General features: G+C 40.9%; 15 protein-coding genes and 1 tRNA gene. 1 reads left to right on the forward strand and 15 read right to left on the reverse strand.

Going from position 1 to position 18,521, the window contains the following annotated elements; all coding sequences use genetic code 11:
• From V7S75_RS10115 to V7S75_RS10180, 14 genes are all read right to left on the reverse strand, one after another.
• The gene (locus tag V7S75_RS10115; RefSeq protein WP_377976622.1) at window positions 1-768 is read right to left on the reverse strand and encodes a cytochrome c oxidase subunit 3; all 768 of its coding nucleotides are present in this window, start codon (window positions 766-768) and stop codon (window positions 1-3) included.
• 11 nt (window positions 769-779) lie between these two features.
• The gene (locus V7S75_RS10120; protein ID WP_459513595.1) at window positions 780-1,358 is read right to left on the reverse strand and encodes a cytochrome c oxidase subunit 3; all 579 of its coding nucleotides are present in this window, start codon (window positions 1,356-1,358) and stop codon (window positions 780-782) included.
• A gap of 3 nt (window positions 1,359-1,361) precedes the next feature.
• Entirely contained in the window at window positions 1,362-2,210 is an 849-nt protein-coding gene (gene cyoE, locus V7S75_RS10125; protein ID WP_459513597.1) for a heme o synthase, read from the reverse strand.
• Window positions 2,207-3,145, reverse strand: coding sequence for a COX15/CtaA family protein (locus V7S75_RS10130; RefSeq protein WP_459513599.1), 939 nt, complete (start codon window positions 3,143-3,145; stop codon window positions 2,207-2,209). The genes cyoE and V7S75_RS10130 overlap by 4 nt, the downstream gene beginning before the upstream one ends.
• 28 nt (window positions 3,146-3,173) lie before the next feature.
• The gene (locus V7S75_RS10135) at window positions 3,174-5,066 is read right to left on the reverse strand and encodes a cytochrome c oxidase subunit I (RefSeq protein WP_459513600.1); all 1,893 of its coding nucleotides are present in this window, start codon (window positions 5,064-5,066) and stop codon (window positions 3,174-3,176) included.
• Window positions 5,067-5,102: 36 nt separating this feature from the next.
• Complete coding sequence (locus V7S75_RS10140; RefSeq protein WP_459513602.1) at window positions 5,103-6,182, reverse strand: cytochrome c oxidase subunit II; 1,080 nt, start codon at window positions 6,180-6,182, stop codon at window positions 5,103-5,105.
• Window positions 6,183-6,215: 33 nt separating this feature from the next.
• Complete coding sequence (locus tag V7S75_RS10145; protein WP_459513604.1) at window positions 6,216-7,577, reverse strand: quinol:cytochrome C oxidoreductase; 1,362 nt, start codon at window positions 7,575-7,577, stop codon at window positions 6,216-6,218.
• A gap of 31 nt (window positions 7,578-7,608) precedes the next feature.
• The gene (locus tag V7S75_RS10150) at window positions 7,609-8,217 is read right to left on the reverse strand and encodes a c-type cytochrome (RefSeq protein ID WP_459513606.1); all 609 of its coding nucleotides are present in this window, start codon (window positions 8,215-8,217) and stop codon (window positions 7,609-7,611) included.
• A 37-nt stretch (window positions 8,218-8,254) separates the two neighbouring features.
• A complete protein-coding gene (locus V7S75_RS10155; protein ID WP_459513608.1) occupies window positions 8,255-8,773 on the reverse strand; it encodes a DUF3341 domain-containing protein in 519 nt (172 codons plus the stop codon).
• A gap of 28 nt (window positions 8,774-8,801) precedes the next feature.
• Window positions 8,802-10,202 (reverse strand): NrfD/PsrC family molybdoenzyme membrane anchor subunit, encoded by a 1,401-nt coding sequence (gene nrfD, locus V7S75_RS10160; RefSeq protein WP_377976631.1) that lies wholly within the window; start codon window positions 10,200-10,202, stop codon window positions 8,802-8,804.
• A gap of 30 nt (window positions 10,203-10,232) precedes the next feature.
• On the reverse strand, window positions 10,233-13,277 hold the full coding sequence (locus tag V7S75_RS10165) for a TAT-variant-translocated molybdopterin oxidoreductase (RefSeq protein ID WP_459513610.1): 3,045 nt from the start codon (window positions 13,275-13,277) through the stop codon (window positions 10,233-10,235).
• A gap of 45 nt (window positions 13,278-13,322) precedes the next feature.
• Window positions 13,323-14,528 carry a cytochrome c3 family protein gene (locus tag V7S75_RS10170; protein ID WP_459513831.1) on the reverse strand — a complete coding sequence of 402 codons (1,206 nt, stop codon included), beginning with the start codon at window positions 14,526-14,528 and terminating at the stop codon, window positions 13,323-13,325.
• Window positions 14,529-14,741: 213 nt separating this feature from the next.
• A tRNA-Cys gene (locus tag V7S75_RS10175) sits at window positions 14,742-14,812 on the reverse strand.
• Between the two features lie 163 nt (window positions 14,813-14,975).
• The gene (locus V7S75_RS10180) at window positions 14,976-16,211 is read right to left on the reverse strand and encodes a metallophosphoesterase (protein ID WP_459513612.1); all 1,236 of its coding nucleotides are present in this window, start codon (window positions 16,209-16,211) and stop codon (window positions 14,976-14,978) included.
• A gap of 50 nt (window positions 16,212-16,261) precedes the next feature.
• Here V7S75_RS10180 and V7S75_RS10185 point away from each other — a divergent pair, with 50 nt between their 5' ends.
• A complete protein-coding gene (locus V7S75_RS10185; protein WP_459513614.1) occupies window positions 16,262-17,050 on the forward strand; it encodes an NAD(P)H-binding protein in 789 nt (262 codons plus the stop codon).
• A gap of 130 nt (window positions 17,051-17,180) precedes the next feature.
• Here V7S75_RS10185 and V7S75_RS10190 read toward each other — a convergent pair whose 3' ends face one another.
• The gene (locus tag V7S75_RS10190) at window positions 17,181-18,371 is read right to left on the reverse strand and encodes a M20 metallopeptidase family protein (protein ID WP_459513615.1); all 1,191 of its coding nucleotides are present in this window, start codon (window positions 18,369-18,371) and stop codon (window positions 17,181-17,183) included.
• Window positions 18,372-18,521: the final 150 nt, after the last annotated feature.

Genomic DNA, 18,521 nt, shown 5'->3' on the forward strand with positions numbered 1-18,521 from the left:
TTATACTAAATAGAAGAAGGTAAATACGAATACCCAAACCAAGTCAACAAAGTGCCAATAAAGACCTACTTTCTCAACCATTTCATAATGCCCTCTGCGCTCGTAAACGCCAGTCGCTGCATTAAAGAAAATTAAGATATTCAAGATAACTCCTGAGAATACGTGTGTTCCGTGGAATCCTGTAATGAAGAAGAATAAATCCGCAAATGCAGGAGGACCATATGGATTACGAACCAAATTAGCTCCTTCGATGGGTGTTACTACGCCATCAATCAATTGCTTCGCTGCGATTGACAAATCTTCTGGACCGTGGATAAAGTGTGTCCATTCCCAAGCTTGTGAACCCAAGAAGGTAAATCCACCTACGATAGTCCACAACATCCATTTCTCAACATCTTTACGGTCTCCACGGTGACCAGCTTCTACAGCTAATACCATGGTTACAGAAGAGGCAATCAAAATGAAAGTCATGATACCTACGAATACCAATGGCAATGACATTCCATGTAAAAATGGAACGGCTTCAAATACCTTTTCAGGGATAGGCCAGTGTGTTGTAGCAAAATAGAACGTATCAGGAGTTCCTTCCCAAGCGGGTTGGCTGAAACGGATCATTCCGTAAGTGATCAATAAGGCTGAGAACGTAAAGGTATCTGATAGGAGGAAAAACCACATCATTAATTTTCCGTAACTCGCTTTTAAAGGTTCTGATCCACCCGACCATGTTAGGTTTTCGGGTACAGCAGGGGCAGTGTGTGCAACTGACATGCGGTAATTGCTTAATTGTTAAAAACTAAAAATAAAAATAAATATACCCATAAAGCATCTAAAAAATGCCAATAGGTGGTACAAATCTTAATTTGGGTCAATGCTTTTGCATTAATCTTCAGTCGGAAAGCTGCCACTAATGCAACCAATAACACAATCAATCCGGAGATTAAGTGTAGCCCATGTAGGCCTGAAAGTACATAAACAAAAGAACCTGACGGATTTCCTACAAAGAATACGTTCTTTTCCACTAATTGGATCCAACCGTAAAATTGCATGATTAAGAATATTAATCCGAGCACAAAAGTAATAGAAATACTTATTCGAAGCGCATTAAATTGGTCTTTTTTTGCTGCTAGGTATGCAAAATGCATGGATACGCTACTGGCTAGTAAAACGATTGTACTGTAAGTAAACAAATTTGGTAATTCGAATTCAACCCAGTTACCTTCTGCTTTTCTTACGAGATATGCACTCGTAAACGCAGCAAACAACATGATAATGGATACAATGAATAACCACATAGTAAATACTTTCGGATTCACCGAACGTGTTTCATTGGCTGCAAGGAGTTCTTCTTGATTTTTCATGACTTAAGCTTTATCAAATAAAAAGGCGATTTGAACAATTAATAAATAAATGAAGGAACCAAACATCATCCAGCGGGCTGCCTTGTCTGTGGGTTTCATCATTAAGTAAAAGGTCTGTCCTAAGAACAAGCTACCGGCCACAATTGTTATGATGGCCGACGTAATTCCTGTCATATGCATCATATACGGTAGGAATCCCAAAGGAATCAAAAATACCGTGTAAATCATGATCGTAAATGCCGTTTTCAAATCCTTTTTCCCATCATTCGGCAACATGCGGAATCCCGCTTTTTTATAATCTGCGTCTGCCACCCATGCAATCGCCCAAAAGTGAGGGAATTGCCAGAAAAATTGAATAGCAAATAATATTCCTGGTTCCCAACCGAAACGCTGTGTGGCTGCGACCCAACCGATCATCGGAGGGAATGCGCCTGGGAATGCACCTACAAATACAGAAATGGGCCCCACTCGTTTTAGCGGTGTGTACACATAGCCGTAAAGGATGTACGAAAGTAAGCCAATCGCTGCCGCTTTCCAGGTGAAATAGCCTAATAAGCCTATTGCGAAAGCCGCAATAATCAGCCCGTAAATCTGCGCATTCTTTGGTGTAAGCGTTTGGGTGGGTAGTGGACGTTTGGCCGTACGCTTCATCAATTTATCGTACTCAATTTCTTTCAATTGGTTTACGATATTAGCGGCGCCCGTTAGGAAAAATCCTCCCAAAGAAATCAGAATAATATCAAGTGCCTTATGTTCTACCGGGGCCAATAAAAAACCAAAAGTTCCCGAAAACGCTACAGTCATCGAGAGTCTTGATTTTAATAAAGCGATGTAGGGTTTTATATTGTTCATATACTACGTGTTTTTAACCACGCATGCACGTGAAGACCCAATAAAACTAATGAACTCGTTAAGTGTATCGGTTGGGAGCCCAATGGTAACGCGAAATAGGCCATAAGTACACCTGAAAACAAGGATATTCCGATGCAAATGACAAATGCCTTTACGTAGAGTGTATTATTTAATTTAGTCGTTTGAACATTTTTCCAAAGGAAATAATGGCTAATCAGAATCGCCCAAGAAAATGTACGGTGTACGATGTAACCTAAGTCTAAGTTTTCAATCCATTGAGCTTTGGCATTTTCGCCTAATGCACGAATCACCTCATCCATGTTTTCACGCACTTGTGTTCCCAGTAAAATTTGAATACAGATAATGATTGCATTGATTGCAATCCATTTTCGTTGTGACTGCGCTAAATCAATTTTGGGCTTGTCGGTCTGTAATGCTTTTAATAGGAAAAATAATACGCCGGTGGTCAACAGCATGTGCATGGTCACCACACCGGGTAAAAGGAAGGAATCAACGACATATTTTCCTAATACAGCATTAGCCAATACAAGTAGAAATGCAGCCAAAGTTGGTAGAAATACGCTACGACCTTTTTTAATGGATAATACAAGGCTTGTAGCCATAAAAAGACCTGTAAGGGCACCCATTAATCGGTTAAGGTATTCAATCCATGTTTTGGTTGGATTAAATAACACCTCTCCATGTAGCTTTTCCTTGTAGATTTCTTGGTAGTTGAAGGGCAATTCCGAAATATGGGTAGGAGGGATGAATTGTCCAAAGCATTTAGGCCAATCAGGGCATCCCATACCGGATCCTGTGCTTCGTACGATTCCACCTGCTAATATGAGCACATATAAGCTGATTAAGGTGATTGTACCGAAACGTTGGAAGGTCATGTAGGTAGCTAAAAAAAGGATGCATCCAAATGAAACCATTTCGATGCATCCTTTAGGTTGTTTCTAATTAACGGTTATATGACTCGTTTTGCGCAGCCAATAAACTTTCAATTGCTTTTTCGTTCGCAATTTCTTCGTTTTCCTCTGGTAAGTTAGATTCTGGTGTTGCAGAATATGGAACATTTTGAGGAATGAAATCTGACTCAGCACCTGGTTTTGAGTAGTCATATGGCCAACGGTATACTGCTGGAATTTCTCCTGGCCAGTTTCCGTGTCCTACTTCTACTGGAGTTGTCCACTCCAAAGTAGTTGAGTTCCATGGATTCTGTGTTGCCTTTTTCCCTTTGAAAATTGAGTAGAAGAAGTTCCAGAAGAAAATGGCTTGTGCAGAGAACGTTAAGATCGCAGCGATTGAAATGAACATATTCAAATCAGTAAATGCTTCTTCGCGACCGTTTCCTAATGCCGTAAATGAGTAATAACGACGTGGGAAACCTGCGATACCTGTGTAGTGCATTGGGAAGAATACGCAGTAAACGCCTACGAATGTTGCCCAGAAGTGAATGTAACCTAAGGTCTTATTCATCATGCGACCAAACATTTTTGGATACCAGTGGTAAACACCAGCCATCAAACCAAAGAATGATGCAGATCCCATTACTAAGTGGAAGTGCGCTACGACGAAATACGTATCGTGTAAGTTGATATCCAATGCCGAGTTACCCAAAATGATACCTGTAACACCACCTGAAATAAATAGGGATACAAGACCGATTGAGAATAACATGGCCGGAGTAAAGATCAAGTTACCTTTCCACAAAGTTGTGATGTAGTTAAATGCTTTTACCGCTGATGGTACCGCAATGATCAATGTCAAGAACATAAATACAGATCCCAAGAAAGGATTCATACCCGTTACGAACATGTGGTGAGCCCATACGATAAACGCAAGGACTGTAATACCCATCATCGAACCAATCATCGCACGGTATCCGAAGATAGGCTTACGTGAGTTCGTTGCAATAATTTCAGAGGTCATCCCTAATGCTGGTAACAATACGATGTATACCTCAGGGTGACCTAGGAACCAGAATAAGTGTTGGTATAAAATCGGTGAACCTCCCATGTTTGGAAGCGCTTGTCCTTGAATATAGATTTCCGACAAATAGAATGATGTTCCAAATGAACGGTCAAAGATCAATAATAAGGCAGCTGATAACAATACTGGGAATGATAACAAACCTAAGATTGCTGTAAAAAAGAATGACCAGATTGTTAAAGGCATCTTCGTGAAAGTCATACCACGAGTACGCAAGTTGATGATTGTACAGATGTAGTTAATACCACCCATCAACGATGAAACGATAAACAATGCCATGGAAGTCAACCACAATGTCATACCTAAACCTGAACCTGGCATAGCTTGTGGCAATGCACTTAATGGAGGATAAATTACCCAACCACCTGAAGCAGGTCCTGTTTCAAGGAATAGTGATGAGAACATAACTGCTGATGACAAGAAGAAGAACCAAAAGGATAACATGTTAATGAATCCTGAGGCCATATCACGTGCACCAATTTGTAATGGAATCAAAAAGTTTGAGAATGTTCCAGATAAACCTGCTGTTAATACAAAGAATACCATGATGGTACCGTGCATTGTTACTAGCGCTAAATAAAACTCTTTATCTAATTTTCCTGACTCATCAATCCATTCGCCTAATAAAGGGCGTAACCATTCCAATTGCATTTCTGGGAAACCCAATTGTAAACGGAAAAGAATGGATAAAGATCCTCCTACAAATGCCCACAAGATACCCATGATAAGGTATTGCTTAGCAATTGTTTTGTGATCTTCAGAGAAGATATACTTCTGAATAAAATTTGGCTCATGATGCTCGTGTTCGTGATCATGTGCGTGAGCGTGAACTTCTTCAGCGTGTGTTGTAGCAGTTGACATAGGAATATATTTTTCTTTCTACTGTTCTATTAAAAATTATAAAGCTGCAGCTGTTGCAGTGCTATCTGTTGCAATAGGCTCAGCAGGGATATACTTGCTCGCTTTTGCTTTCAAATTTGCAGGTACTTTCTCCAAATAGCTTGGATTCGTAGCCAAGAATGGTTTTTGCTCTGCACACCATTTTTTGTAATCTGCAGGCTCATCTACGAATACCGTAATAGCCATACCAAAGTGACCACGGCCACAGATTTCTGTACAGTTTAATTTAAAGTTGAAATCCTTGTTGTTCAACTTCGCACGCATTTCATCTGTAGAAATTGTTGGCGTAAACCAGAATTTCGTTGGCATACCTGGTACCGCATCCATTTTAACACGTTGGTATGGTAAATAAACCGAGTGCAAAACGTCTTGCGCTTTGATCTTCAAAAGTACAGGCTTACCTTTTGGAATGTGTAATTCAGTTGCTGTAAAGTCGTCAAATGAATTTTTGTCTGTGAAGTCGATACCGATGCTATTTGTCTCATCGATCAACTTGTAATTTTGATTGCCTAATTGGTTATCATCATTACCAGCGTAACGTACATACCAACCGAATTGGTGTCCTGTGATTTCAATCACAACAGCATCGCTAGGAGCCTGTGAAGTAATATCTCTCCAAGTTCTCCATCCTGTGAAAACTAAGATTGCCATAACAACCGCTGGGATTACCGTCCAGATTAACTCTAATTTGTGGTTAACTGGGTAGAATGTAGCTTTTCTGTTTTTGTTGTAACGGTATTTGAATGCAAAGAATAACAACAAGGTATTTGTTGCAAAAAATGCGAATGTTACAACGGCCATAGAAACCCAAAACATTTTATCAGTATCGATACCGTGTTTTGAAGCTGCTTCTGGAAGAAAATCAGGTAAGCTATGTAAGAATGACCAAACTCCTGCAATAGTTCCTAGTAACCAGAATATCAACATGCCATAAGCATTTGTATTGTTACTTGAATCTAGCGGAGTAGACTCATCTTCTCCTTGTGCTAGGTTTTTATTTAACTTCATACTCTTTGCAATCACAGAGATTGCCAAGATGAAGAATACTACGGATAAAAGACCAATTAGGTAATTCATATATGTATTTGTTAAAATCGTAATCGCTTAATACTAAATATCGTGATGTAATGCTTCTGGTAAGAACGGGTGATTCTTTGCTACCAAGGAAGCTTTCGTTAATTCACCTGAAATCACATAAATGAATGCAGATGCAAATACGGTTACCATCCCGAATTCAACTAATCCGTAACCCCCGTGTTTTCCTAATACACCTGGCATAATCATTTGATAGAAGTCGATGTAGTGACCAGCAATGATTAAAAATGCAGCGATTTTTAAGAAAATACGCGTTCTTTTTGCATCACGTGTCATTAGAACTAAGAAGGGTAGCAAGAAGTTTAAGATTACCATCAAAATTTCTGATGTTTTGTAAATTTTGTTATGACCTTCCCAACGCTCCAAGAAATAAATCGTTTCTTCAGGTAGGTTAGCATAGTAAATCAACAAGAATTGTTCAAACCAAACATATGACCAGAAGATAGAGAACGCAAACATAAACTTACCTAAATCATGTAAATGGTTTTCATTTACATAGCCCATCAAGCCTTTGTCTTTCAAGTAAAGAACTGCTAATACGATAACTGCATATGTCGTTACGTGCCATGAAGCGAACATGTACCATCCGAACATCGTTGAGAACCAGTGTGTGTCGATTGACATCACCCAATCCCAAGCAAAAATTGAACTAGAAGCACCGAAAACCACGATGAATGCTGTACCGATTTTTACCATTTGTGTGAATAAGTCACTTCCACCTACTAAATCTTCTTCTAAAGACTTTTTACGCAACATGTTCCATAAAATGATCCACAATGCTCCAAAGCCTACTAAACGGATTAGGAAAAAGTTCTTGTTTAAATAACCAGATTTCCCTGCAATGATTTTGTCATAGTTTTCACTTCCTACTTCTGTTACACCATGGTGCATCCAGTGGAAGATCACATCTCCTTTGAAGAAGAATACCAAGATCAAAATAGGTAATGAGATGTATAAGAACTTAGGGAAAGCCTCAGGAACACGTTTCATAACTGCAGACCAACCTGATTTAGTTAAGTATTGCAAAGAAACAAAGAACATACCCACAACAGCGATACCTGTGAAGAATACAGCGTTCAACCATACGTTTGCCCAGATACGATTTGTCCAATCGTAATGTTCTTCGGCACCTGCTTGGTGTGAAACGGCTCCACCGGAAAGGTGCTCGCCAGCTGCTTCATGTCCTGCTTTAACTGCATCGTGTCCCGCATTCGCTACTTCGTGTCCGCCAGCTTCGCCTTTTGATAAAAGGTAAATACCGAGCGCTAAAGCAGCTAAACCAGCGATGAAAGCATAAATAATACGTTTTTTGCCTTCAGCACTAAATTCAAAATGCTCTTCTACGTTTGCTGGGGAAAAATGTGAATGTCCCGCCATCTTGATCTCTATTTAATTTAAATTGATTGAATTATTGTTTTTGTAGTTCGTGTACATACAACACGATTTTCCAACGGTTTTCCGAAGAGATTTGTGATCCATGTGGCCACATTCTTCCTTTTCCGTGTGTAATGACGTGGTAAATATGTCCGTCATTCATCGTCTTTAATGCATCACTTGAGTAAACAGGAACCCCTTTGTAAGCTTTTGCTACCAAGCCATCTCCTTTACCAGCTTCACCATGGCAATGTTGGCAAAAACGCTCATATTGAGCCTTTCCTGCTTCGATGTTCTCTGGAGTTGCAGCGATTGGGTTGTACAAAGATTTTTCTGAGTAAGAAATGCTATCATTTGGAATCGTCTTAGCAATCATTTCTTGCGCTAAGAAAGCTTGCTTTAAACTATCTGAACCTGTGTAACGCTTACGTGAAACGGTACCTTTTACAGGTAAACGCATATTCATTCCTAATGGATTGATGGTGTTCGTGTCACCTTGTGTTTGAGTCATTGGCTCATACGCTACAGAATGATACATGTTTGGAGCAAATTCTGTTCCTGTATCGTTCGGGTCTGAACCGCATGACATTAAGCCTGCAACTACACCAGCTAATAAAACGAATTTAATTCTTGGATTAAACATCTTGTTATGCTTCTTCGTGAACAATTGTTCTTGTTAATTATTTAGTATTTACTTCTATTGCGCCAGAATCTTTCAAGGCTTTCTTGATGTCAGCTGCACTAACTTTGTTTTTGTCAACATTAATTGCCATCACAAATTTGTCGTCTGTGATACGCAAGTCCAATGGCTCAACCTTGTTGCCAGGGTATAAGTTATTGGAAGCACAAAATGTTGTTACTAAACCAAAGGCTGTAAATAATACAGTTCCTTCAAAAGTTACTGGAATCCAGTTAGGCAACGCAAAGAAATCTTTACCACCGATGATCATTGGCCAATCGAATACCATCGTATAGCTGATTAGTGATAATGCACAAATCATACCTAATGTACCAAACATAAATGCTGCGATTGGTAATCGTGTACGTGCATGTCCTACTGCTACGTCTAATCCGTGAATTGGGAATGGCGTAAATACGTCCTCGATTTTGATTCCTTGTGCTTTCACCGCTGTTACTGCGTGTAAAACCTCGTCCTCATCGTCATAAACACCCAAAATGTAGTTAGTTGTCGAACTCATATTGTTTTAATTTCGAATTGCTTAATAATTATTCTTCCGTTTTTTTAGCTGCTTTCGCCTTCTTCGCTGGGAAGTTGGACGATACACCTTTCATTACCGATTTCACCTCTGCCATATTTACCACGGGTAAGAATTTAGCGAATAAGAAGAATAAGGTAAAGAATAAACCAAATGAGAAAATGTAATCTCCGATATCATACATCGTTGGTGAGAACATCGCCCATGAAGATGGAATGTAATCACGGTGTAATGATGTTACGATAATTACAAAACGCTCAAACCACATACCTACGTTAACAACGATTGATAAGAAGAATGAAACCATCAAGTTTGTACGGATCGCTTTTGACCAGAATAATTGTGGAGAGATAACGTTACATGTCATCATCATCCAATATGCCCACCAGTATGGACCCGTTGCACGGTTGATAAATGCATAACTTTCATATTCTACCCCTGAATACCATGCGATGAAGAATTCAGTTAAGTAAGCAATACCTACTACTGAACCTGTCACTGTTACGACAATGTTCATCATTTCGATGTGCTCAATCGTGATGTAATCTTCTAATTTGAAAACTACACGTGTGATTAACAACAACGTTTGTACCATCGCGAAACCAGAGAAAATTGCACCCGCAACGAAATATGGAGGGAAGATTGTCGTGTGCCATCCTGGGATAACAGACGTTGCAAAGTCCATGGATACAATTGTGTGTACAGAAAGTACTAGGGGAGTAGAGATACCTGCCAAAATCAATGACATGTATTCATAACGTGCCCAAGTCTTTGAAGAACCTGTCCAGCCTAAGCTGAATAAACCGTACCAGAATTTACGTCCTGCTGTAGTCGCGCGGTCACGAATTGTTGCCAAATCGGGAACAAGGCCCATGTACCAGAACAATAAAGAAACTGATAGGTAAGTTGAAATCGCAAATACGTCCCAAACCAATGGCGAGTTAAAGTTAACCCATAATGAACCGAAGGCATTTGGTAATGGTAATGCCCAGTGTGCCAACCAAGGACGTCCCATGTGCGCTAAGATAAACGATGCAGCACATAATACGGCAAAGATTGTCATCGCTTCCGCAGAACGGTTAATAGAAGTTCTCCATTTTTGACGGAACAATAATAATACGGCAGAGATCAAAGTACCCGCGTGACCGATACCAACCCACCAAACGAAGTTAGTGATATCCCAAGCCCAACCTACGGTTTTATTTAATCCCCAAACGCCAATACCTTGCCACCAAGTGTAGAATAGGCAATAAGCACCATAAATGAATACAAGACATGAGATCCCGAATGCAATTTTCCATTCTTTGGTAGGCTCTCCCTCTACTTGTTTGCAGATATCGTGGGTAACATCGGAATAAGATTTTCCACCAGTAACTAGTTTCTCTCTTATGGGTGATACAACGTGCGACATATTTTTATTTACTGTTTTACGATTAAAAAATTATGCTTTTTTAGCATCCTTGTTACGAACTTTCTTCAAGTAAGAAATATTAGGCTTCACGTTAATTTCTTCAATTACGTGGTAAGCACGTCCTTCTTGTTCAACCAATAACAATTGTGAGATTGCTGATTTTGGATCATTCATATCACCAAATGTAATTGCATTCGTAGGGCAAGATTGTGCACAAGCTACTTGAATTTCACCATCCACTGGACGACGTTTTTCTTTCTTAGCTGTCAATTTACCTTCTTGGATACGTTGAACGCACATAGAACATTTTTCCATCACCCCACGTGAACGAACTGTTACGTCTGGGTTAATCACCATACGACCTAAATCGTTGTTGAAGTGGAAATCAAAATCATCTGTTTGGAAATAACGGAACCAGTTGAAACGACGTACTTTGTATGGACAGTTATTTGCGCAATAACGAGTACCGATACAACGGTTATATGTCATTTGGTTCAATCCTTCAGTTGAGTGAGTCGTCGCTAATACTGGACAAACTGTCTCACAAGGAGCATTATTACAGTGTTGGCATAACATCGGTTGGAAAACGACCTCTGGATTATCAGAAGCAATTTCTAAGCCTTTTAAATCTTCTACCTCAGCGTCTGATGAATAATAACGGTCGATACGCATCCAGTGCATTTCACGACGGTTAATTACTTCTTGGCGACCTACTACCGGTACGTTGTTTTCAGCATTACATGAAATCACACAAGCTGAACATCCTGTACATGTATTTAAGTCGATCACCATTCCCCACGCGTGGTTGTTGTATTCGTGACCATTCCAAAGTGTTAAATCTGTTGCGTCTTTTTCGCCTTCAGATGTCTTAACTCTTGGTTTGTAGCTTCCTGCTAATGGGTTTTTCGCAAATTCAGCTAAAACAGTTTCTTGAACAACCGCTTGACGCGCCATCACCGTTTGGTGAGTTTGTGTTTGAGCGATGTCTTTTGTTTCACCTGTTGCAGTTACTGAAACACCTTGTGTACATGTTCCTACACAAGCGCCATTAATTTCTGAGATGAATGGATAAGCGTTAACACCTACGCCGTCCGCTGATTTACCAGCTTTCGTACGTCCGTAACCAATCGCAATAGCAATGGTTCCTTGTGCTTGACCTGGTTGAACCAAGATAGGCAATGTAACTTCGTATCCTTTGGCACTTACTTTAACTAAGTCGCCTTGCTTTAATTTTAATTCGGTTGCAGTGGGTTGTGAAATGGCTGCATAATTGTCCCAACAAGCTTTTGAAACTGGCTCAGGGAATTCCTGTAACCATGGGTTGTTCGCTTGAGAACCTGTACCTAAACCAACTTTCTCGTAAACGGAAATTTCTAATCCTGTAGATGAAGCTGAATATGCTTTTGCAATCGCAGCAGCTGCAGCATTCACGTCAACCGATGGGCTAGAAGCAGAAACGCTACCTGCATTCGGTTCGAAAACACCATTGTGCAATGCGTTATTCCAAGCTACTTTACCTCCTTTTAAGATGTTGTTCTCCCAATTGCTTTCTAAGTAAGCTGCAAAATCACCTGACAACCCTGCCCAAGTTAAGAAACTTGCTTGTGCTTGACGAGTTTTGAAGATTGTAGAAATGGTTGGTTGTGTTAATGAGTAGAAACCAGCTTTTGGTTCTGCATCATTCCATGACTCTAAGAAGTGTGAATCTGGTGCGATGAATTGACATAAAGATGCTGTTTCATCTGCCCGCTCGTTTGTAGCTAAGCTAAGTTCTACTTTCGGTAAAGCTGTTGCTAAAGCTGCTCCCATTGGGTGATTATAAACTGGGTTGGCGTTATAGAAAATAACGGCACCAATTTTACCTGCACCTGCTTCTTTAATGAAGTTGGCCATCGCCATGTCATTACCTTGACGGTAGTTCAATGGAATAGCGGTATTTAATGTTGAGCCATAAGCGCCTACTAATGCGTTTGTCGCTGCAACAATTTTTTGTACTTCTGGATCATTTGAACCTGCAACGATGATTGAAGCACCTTTAGATGCTACTAAATCTTTGGCTGCTTTATCTAAGTGGTCAACTTTAACGGCTGCTCCAGCAATACCAGCTGCACCCGTTAATTTAGCTACCGCATTGTATAAAGCTACAGCTACTAATCCTTCTTGTGATGGCTTATAAGTTGCACGGTAATCAGCGTTCGCACCTGTCGTTGACATGATTGTCTCAAACTGGTAGTGACGTGACATATCTTTTTTACCTCCTTTTTCTGAGCTTACACGACGTGTAACAGCCCATTGAGAAGAGAATTCACTAGGTGCAATCCATGTACCTAAGAAATCAGCTCCTACAGAAACGATTGTTTTTGCTTTGCTGAAATCGATGCTTGGGATAATTCCGCCATGTGCCGCAGATAATCCGTAAGCTGGATTCGCATCGTATGAGATATGTTGAGTTGTTGGGTATTTCGCTGCGAAATCAGCAATCACCTTTTTCGTTGTTGGCGAAAGAATGGTATTAGATACAATTCTGATTTGACCACCTTTCGCAGCTACTGCCGCTAATTTTGCTGTGAATTCAGCATCTAATTGTTTCCAATCGCTAGCTTTTCCACCAATTTGGGGTCCTTTTAATTTTTCATTGTCATATAGACTCAAAACAGATGCGTGTGCACGGCCTGAAAGAGCTCCTTTTGAAACAGACGATAAGGTGTTTCCTTCGATCTTGATCGGACGACCTTCGCGCGTCTTAACTAGGATTGAAGCGTAATCGCCACCATCCGTATAAGTCGATGCATACCAGTTGGCAATCGTAGGCTCAACATCCTCCGGTTTGTTCAAGTATGGAATGGTGTTTTTAACCGGCGCTTCACATGCTGCTAATGAAACAGCTGCAACTCCGAAACCCAACATCTTTAAAAAATCACGACGATGAGTTCCAGAACCGTCTACTAAGGCTTCGCCTTTCGCATCGTTTTCTGATGGCATGTTGCCAAACTCATTGTGGATATTTTTTACAAACGATGGTTCATTGGTTAACTCCTCAATTCCTTTCCAATACCTCTTGTTCGAATTTTCCATATAATCTTTCTTATTCAGACTAATTTTGAATCTATTGTAATATGATTAATAGTGACACTTAGAACACTCTAAGCCACCAATGTTTTGCACTTTAAGTGGTGTTTTGCTGTCTTTGTTATGCACCTCAACTAATTTGTCGTAGTATGCATTTCCTTTCGCGTTCACATCTGTTTCGCGGTGACAATCGATACACCATCCCATTGTTAATGAAGAACGTTGCTCAACAACTTCCATTTTTTCGATTTCGCCGTGGCAGTTTTTACACTCTAATCCACCTACGTTTGTATGTTGTGAGTGATTGAAATATGCCAAATCTGGCAAGTTGTGAACACGTACCCATTGAATAGGCTCGTTGTTTTCAATCGCGCTATAGATTTTTTGAATTTCTGGAGACTCACGCTTGATTGCGTTGTGGCAGTTCATACAGATGTTCGCTGAAGGAACGTTAGCTCCTTTTCCTGCATATACACCTGTGTGGCAATAGTTACAGTTGATTTGATATTGACCCGCGTGTAATTTGTGCGAGAATTTGATCGGTTGTTCTGGGGCATATCCTTGGTGAATACCTACGCCGTACGCTGCATCGATTGTTGCTTTTCCACCTAATAATAAAGCTAGAACTAAAATACCTGTTTTAACAGCTGAATTAGCTGCCAAAGCTTTTGCGTTTGCTGCCAAACGTTGCATCAAAGGAGCTTCTGTCGAAGCTTCACCTGAAGTAATTTTGCTTAATGTACTAACGATAGACAATAAAGCGATTAAAACGATCACCATGATGATCAATAAACCAACTAAAAGAACTTCTAACATGCCGCCTGAGCTTTGAGCTGCTGGAGCTGCTGCGCCTGCTGCTGGAGCTGCACCCGCTGCCGGAGCCGCTGGAGCTGCATTAGCTGCATCAATATAGGCAACAATGCTTTTGATTTGAGGTTCTGTAAAGTTCGGGTAAGGAGTCATTGCCGCCTTATTGAACTTGTTGTAAAGGTCGTTTGCGTATTTGTCACCTGAAGCGATAACTGCTTGTGGATTATGAACCCATTTAACGATCCATTCGATTGGGCGTCTTTCGCTAATTCCCTTTAAACCAGGCCCTACAAGCACTTCGTCCGATGTGTTGTGGCATGCCGCACAGTTGTTTTTGAATAGGGTTTCGCCTTCTGCTGCATCCTGCGCAAATGTTGCGCTCACGCTAGCTAATAGTATCGCAAAGGATAATAAGGTTTTAACGAGTGTTAATTTTTTGCAAAACATCATGTTGGTTTTCACATTTTAATTCAGTTCGCAAAACTACATTCCGATTTTTTAGGAAACAATTTATAGGAGAAACAATTTCAGGTTTTTTTAAGGTTTAATCAATTATTTAGAATCTTTCAAAATAAACCTAAAGTGAAAGTGTAATTTTTTGAGAGGGATTTGTACAAAATGGAGTTAAACAAAAAAACCTTCCAAACGGAAGGTTTTTTGAGGTTTCGAGCGGATTCGAACCGCTGTAGAAGGTTTTGCAGACCTCTGCCTAGCCACTCGGCCACGAAACCAAATTAATTGGGATGCAAAAATAGCTTTTTTTTAGAAAGGAGCAAAAGGAAAGCGAAAAAAAGTAGGCAGTGGTCAGTCACTAGTCATTAGTCCAGAGTCCGAAGTCCGGAGGTCCTAATTTCAACTTTTACCTCTTCATTCTTCACTCTTCGCTCTTAACTCTTAACTCAATGTAAATACCGTGATCTCTGGCGGCATCCCCACTCGCCCTGGATATCCTAAATATCCAAATCCTCGATTCACATATAATTGCTGCCCGTTTTCTTCATACAAGCCCGCCCATTGTTTATAAATGTATTTAGCCGGTGACCAAGTTTCAAAGCCTGGAATCTTTACCCCAAACTGCGCACCATGTGTATGGCCCGCAAAAGCAACATCTATGTCATGGAATTTGCTGTTCTTCGTCACTTCCGCATTCCAATGCGTTGGATCGTGCGATAAAAGTAATTTGGTCGATGCATCTTCTGTGCCCGCATAGGCTTTGGAAAGATTACCATACCATGGGAAACGACCGATGCCTATGTTTTGAACACCGATGATGGCCAATTTCTCTCCGGATTCTGTGATGATATGATTCTCATCCATCATCAGATTCCAGCCCATCAATTCATGCGCCTTCATCAAATCCTGTAAGTTTTGCTTTTTAGCCGCGGCACTTTTCCACTTCACATAATCGCCGTAGTCATGATTTCCCAACGTACTGAAAACACCATAAGGGGCTTTTATTTTAGAAAACATGTTGAAGTAATCCTCCACCTCTTTGGACTCATTATTGACCAAATCTCCCGTGAAAAACACCATGTCGGCCTTTTCTCGCATCAACATATCCACGCCACCTTGAACAGCCGTTTTGTTGAAAAAACTTCCTGAATGGATATCCGAAACTTGCGCGATGCGCATGCCGCGGAACTCTTTGGGAAGTTTAGGAATCTTTAAACTCACCTTTTCAATGCGGTAATCATGTGCTCCCGAGAGAATCCCAAAAGCAAATGTTGCGGCAGGAACTGCGCCAACAGCGAGGGCGGCTTGGGATAAGAACTCATGCCGACTAATTGCACTCGGATCTTTTTTGCGGATTTTATTGCTTCCCCAGCGGAAAAAGCGGGTGATGTCTTCTAATAGTAAGAAAATGATGATGAACAATTTGCTGATGACCGAAATCATTACAAGTGCCATGAAGGTAATTCGGAATTCGTTTTTCCACGCATGCAATGGCAATGCATTATACGAAATGGTTCCTATTAGTACGAAAGCGGTAAATCCCCAGTAAATGATGGCTGCTGTTTGGCGAACACTATTACGCGATTTACGAAGAGCCGTTTTAACCGCCATCCAAACATAATAGTCTAATGCGACTAAGACGATGGTGATTAAGGGCACAAAAAACATTTTATTCATGGCTTATAAACTATCTTTGTTTTGCATTTGTTCCAAAGGTGCATAAAATTATGAAAAAGAACCTAAGTATTTACGGAGGCGGTTGGGTAGGCGCACCATTGGCATTTAAACTGGCTTTAGCGGATTTTGAGGTTAAAGTTTCGGCATCGCAAGTGCACCAACAAGCAAAGCATCCCAAAGTTCAAGTTGTGGATTTTCGCGCGACGGACGAAACCACCGAAGGGGAATGGGCGCTGTTAAATCAATCGGCCATTCAAGTATGGGCTATTCCGCCCCGTAGAAAGAAAAACTCAGAGGAACAATATTTGCGCATCGTGCAAGCTTGGGTCGATGGCTTAGATCCTAAAAAAGTTGACAAAATTATCTTCCTTTCTTCTACCTCCGTTTATGCCAATGTTTCAGCGATTGTTGATGAAACGGCTGAAATAAACGAAAATTCCTTAATGGCACAGGCAGAAGCTATTGTTAAAGCATCACCTGTTTCTTCCGTGATTTTGCGTCTTGCCGGCCTAATGGGTGGCGATCGTTTTGTTGCTAAATACTTCGCAAACAAACGTAATGACGGGGCGAATTGCCCAGTGAATTATGTGCACAAAGATGATGTGGTGAATTTGATTGCCTTGACTTGCGAGAAAATTTCTTCGGGTGTTTATAACATTGTTGCTCCCGAGCATCCAACCAAACAAGATGTGGGAATGAATGACTGTGAAAAACGCGGGATGAATCCAGGGTATTGGGACTCAAGCCAACCGTGTTTAGGGGGTAAAATTGTTTCCGGTGATAAAATCGTGGAGGAACTAAGCTATGATTTCAAATGGCCTGATCCGATGGAGTTTTAATCCTTAATATGTAGAGACGCGATACTTCGCGTCTCTTTTTGATTTGTAGAGACGCAATACTTTGCGTCTTTTTTGTATTAGACGCGAGGTATCGCGTCTCTACATAATTCATATGCGAGGTGTCACGTCTCTACAAGGATAATTCATTCACCGCCAACCAAGCCATCAATCCCGGTCCTATCGCCAACGCATCCTCATCGATATCAAAAGTAGGTGTGTGAACGCCACTCGTGATGCCTTTAGCTTCATTGCGAATTCCTAAACGGTAGAAACATGCATCCACATGGTGTGTGTAAAAAGCGAAATCTTCCCCGGCCATCCAGAGATCTAAATCGACCACATTTTCTTCGCCCATGTAGGCAATTGCAGCAGCTTTGGCCTTACGCGTTAATTCAGGATTGTTTTGTAAGAATGGATAGCCTTTTAAAACCTCGAAAATAGCTTGGCCTCCCATGGCATCGGCAATGCCTTCCGCCAATTTCTTCATCTTCTCCAATCCTTCAGCACGCCATGTTTCATCCATCGCCCGGAAAGTTCCCGCAATATTAACTTCGTCAGGTATCACGTTCGTCGCCCCCAATCCTTCAATCTTACCAAAGGTCAACACCGATGGAAACTTAGGGTTCTTATTGCGAGAAATGATTTGCTGCATCGCCACAATGATGTGCGAAGCTATGACAATCGGGTCAATGCAGGCATCTGGCATGGCACCATGTCCTCCTTTGCCAATGACTTTAATATATAATTCATCCGTACTGGCCATATACATGCCCTCACGGAAACCTATTTTCCCCACAGGAACGTTTGTGGCTACATGTTGGCCAAATATACTCACCGGTTTCGGGTTTTCTAAAACGCCCTCTTTGATCATGATGCTAGCTCCACCCGGCGCTTTTTCTTCTGCCGGTTGGAAAATCAACTTCACTGTTCCTTCAAAATCCTCCTTAATAGATTGCAAAATATGTGCCGTTCCTAATAAGGACGATGTGTGCACATCATGTCCACAAGCATGCATCACACCGGAGTTTTGTGATTTATAGGGGACATCGTTCGTTTCGATAATTGGTAAGGCATCCATATCAGCCCGCAAGGCCACTACTTTTTTCGCTGGATTTTTTCCTTCAATGATGGCCACAACGCCCGTATTGGCTAAACGGCTGTTTGGGATTCCCCAAGTATTCAATTGGCTTTCTACAAAAGCTTGCGTCGCTGTTTCCTGAAAAGATAATTCGGGATGCATGTGCAAATGATGGCGGTTGCCAACCGTTTCTTGTGCGAGCGAAGTAGATAATGCTTTAATTTTTTCAACCAGGGTTGTCATGTGCCTTTGCTTAATTTTCACAAATCTACTAAAAAGGGCTCAAAATGCCGTTTTTATCTCAACAATCGAGGTTAAATTTTTGTGGCAAGTCCTTGTTTATCAGTTGATTATTTTCTGTAACTTTAAAGCATGTGATGGATTTGCGCAGGG

The sequence above is a fragment of the Aquirufa sp. TARAVU-A1A genome (genome assembly GCF_054558675.1).

Excerpts from the sequence above, each read along its gene's own strand:
- V7S75_RS10140 (WP_459513602.1), bottom strand. The coding sequence starts at position 6,182 with ATGAATTACCTAATTGGTCTTTTATCCGTAGTATTCTTCATCTTGGCA.
- V7S75_RS10170 (WP_459513831.1), bottom strand. The coding sequence starts at position 14,528 with ATGTTTTGCAAAAAATTAACACTCGTTAAAACCTTATTATCCTTTGCG.
- V7S75_RS10115 (WP_377976622.1), bottom strand. The coding sequence starts at position 768 with ATGTCAGTTGCACACACTGCCCCTGCTGTACCCGAAAACCTAACATGG.
- V7S75_RS10135 (WP_459513600.1), bottom strand. The coding sequence starts at position 5,066 with ATGTCAACTGCTACAACACACGCTGAAGAAGTTCACGCTCACGCACAT.
- V7S75_RS10155 (WP_459513608.1), bottom strand. The coding sequence starts at position 8,773 with ATGAGTTCGACAACTAACTACATTTTGGGTGTTTATGACGATGAGGAC.
- V7S75_RS10145 (WP_459513604.1), bottom strand. The coding sequence starts at position 7,577 with ATGGCGGGACATTCACATTTTTCCCCAGCAAACGTAGAAGAGCATTTT.
- V7S75_RS10130 (WP_459513599.1), bottom strand. The coding sequence starts at position 3,145 with ATGGTTTCATTTGGATGCATCCTTTTTTTAGCTACCTACATGACCTTC.
- nrfD (WP_377976631.1), bottom strand. The coding sequence starts at position 10,202 with ATGTCGCACGTTGTATCACCCATAAGAGAGAAACTAGTTACTGGTGGA.
- V7S75_RS10180 (WP_459513612.1), bottom strand. The coding sequence starts at position 16,211 with ATGAATAAAATGTTTTTTGTGCCCTTAATCACCATCGTCTTAGTCGCA.
- V7S75_RS10120 (WP_459513595.1), bottom strand. The coding sequence starts at position 1,358 with ATGAAAAATCAAGAAGAACTCCTTGCAGCCAATGAAACACGTTCGGTG.
- V7S75_RS10150 (WP_459513606.1), bottom strand. The coding sequence starts at position 8,217 with ATGTTTAATCCAAGAATTAAATTCGTTTTATTAGCTGGTGTAGTTGCA.
- cyoE (WP_459513597.1), bottom strand. The coding sequence starts at position 2,210 with ATGAACAATATAAAACCCTACATCGCTTTATTAAAATCAAGACTCTCG.
- V7S75_RS10165 (WP_459513610.1), bottom strand. The coding sequence starts at position 13,277 with ATGGAAAATTCGAACAAGAGGTATTGGAAAGGAATTGAGGAGTTAACC.
- V7S75_RS10185 (WP_459513614.1), top strand. The coding sequence starts at position 16,262 with ATGAAAAAGAACCTAAGTATTTACGGAGGCGGTTGGGTAGGCGCACCA.
- V7S75_RS10190 (WP_459513615.1), bottom strand. The coding sequence starts at position 18,371 with ATGACAACCCTGGTTGAAAAAATTAAAGCATTATCTACTTCGCTCGCA.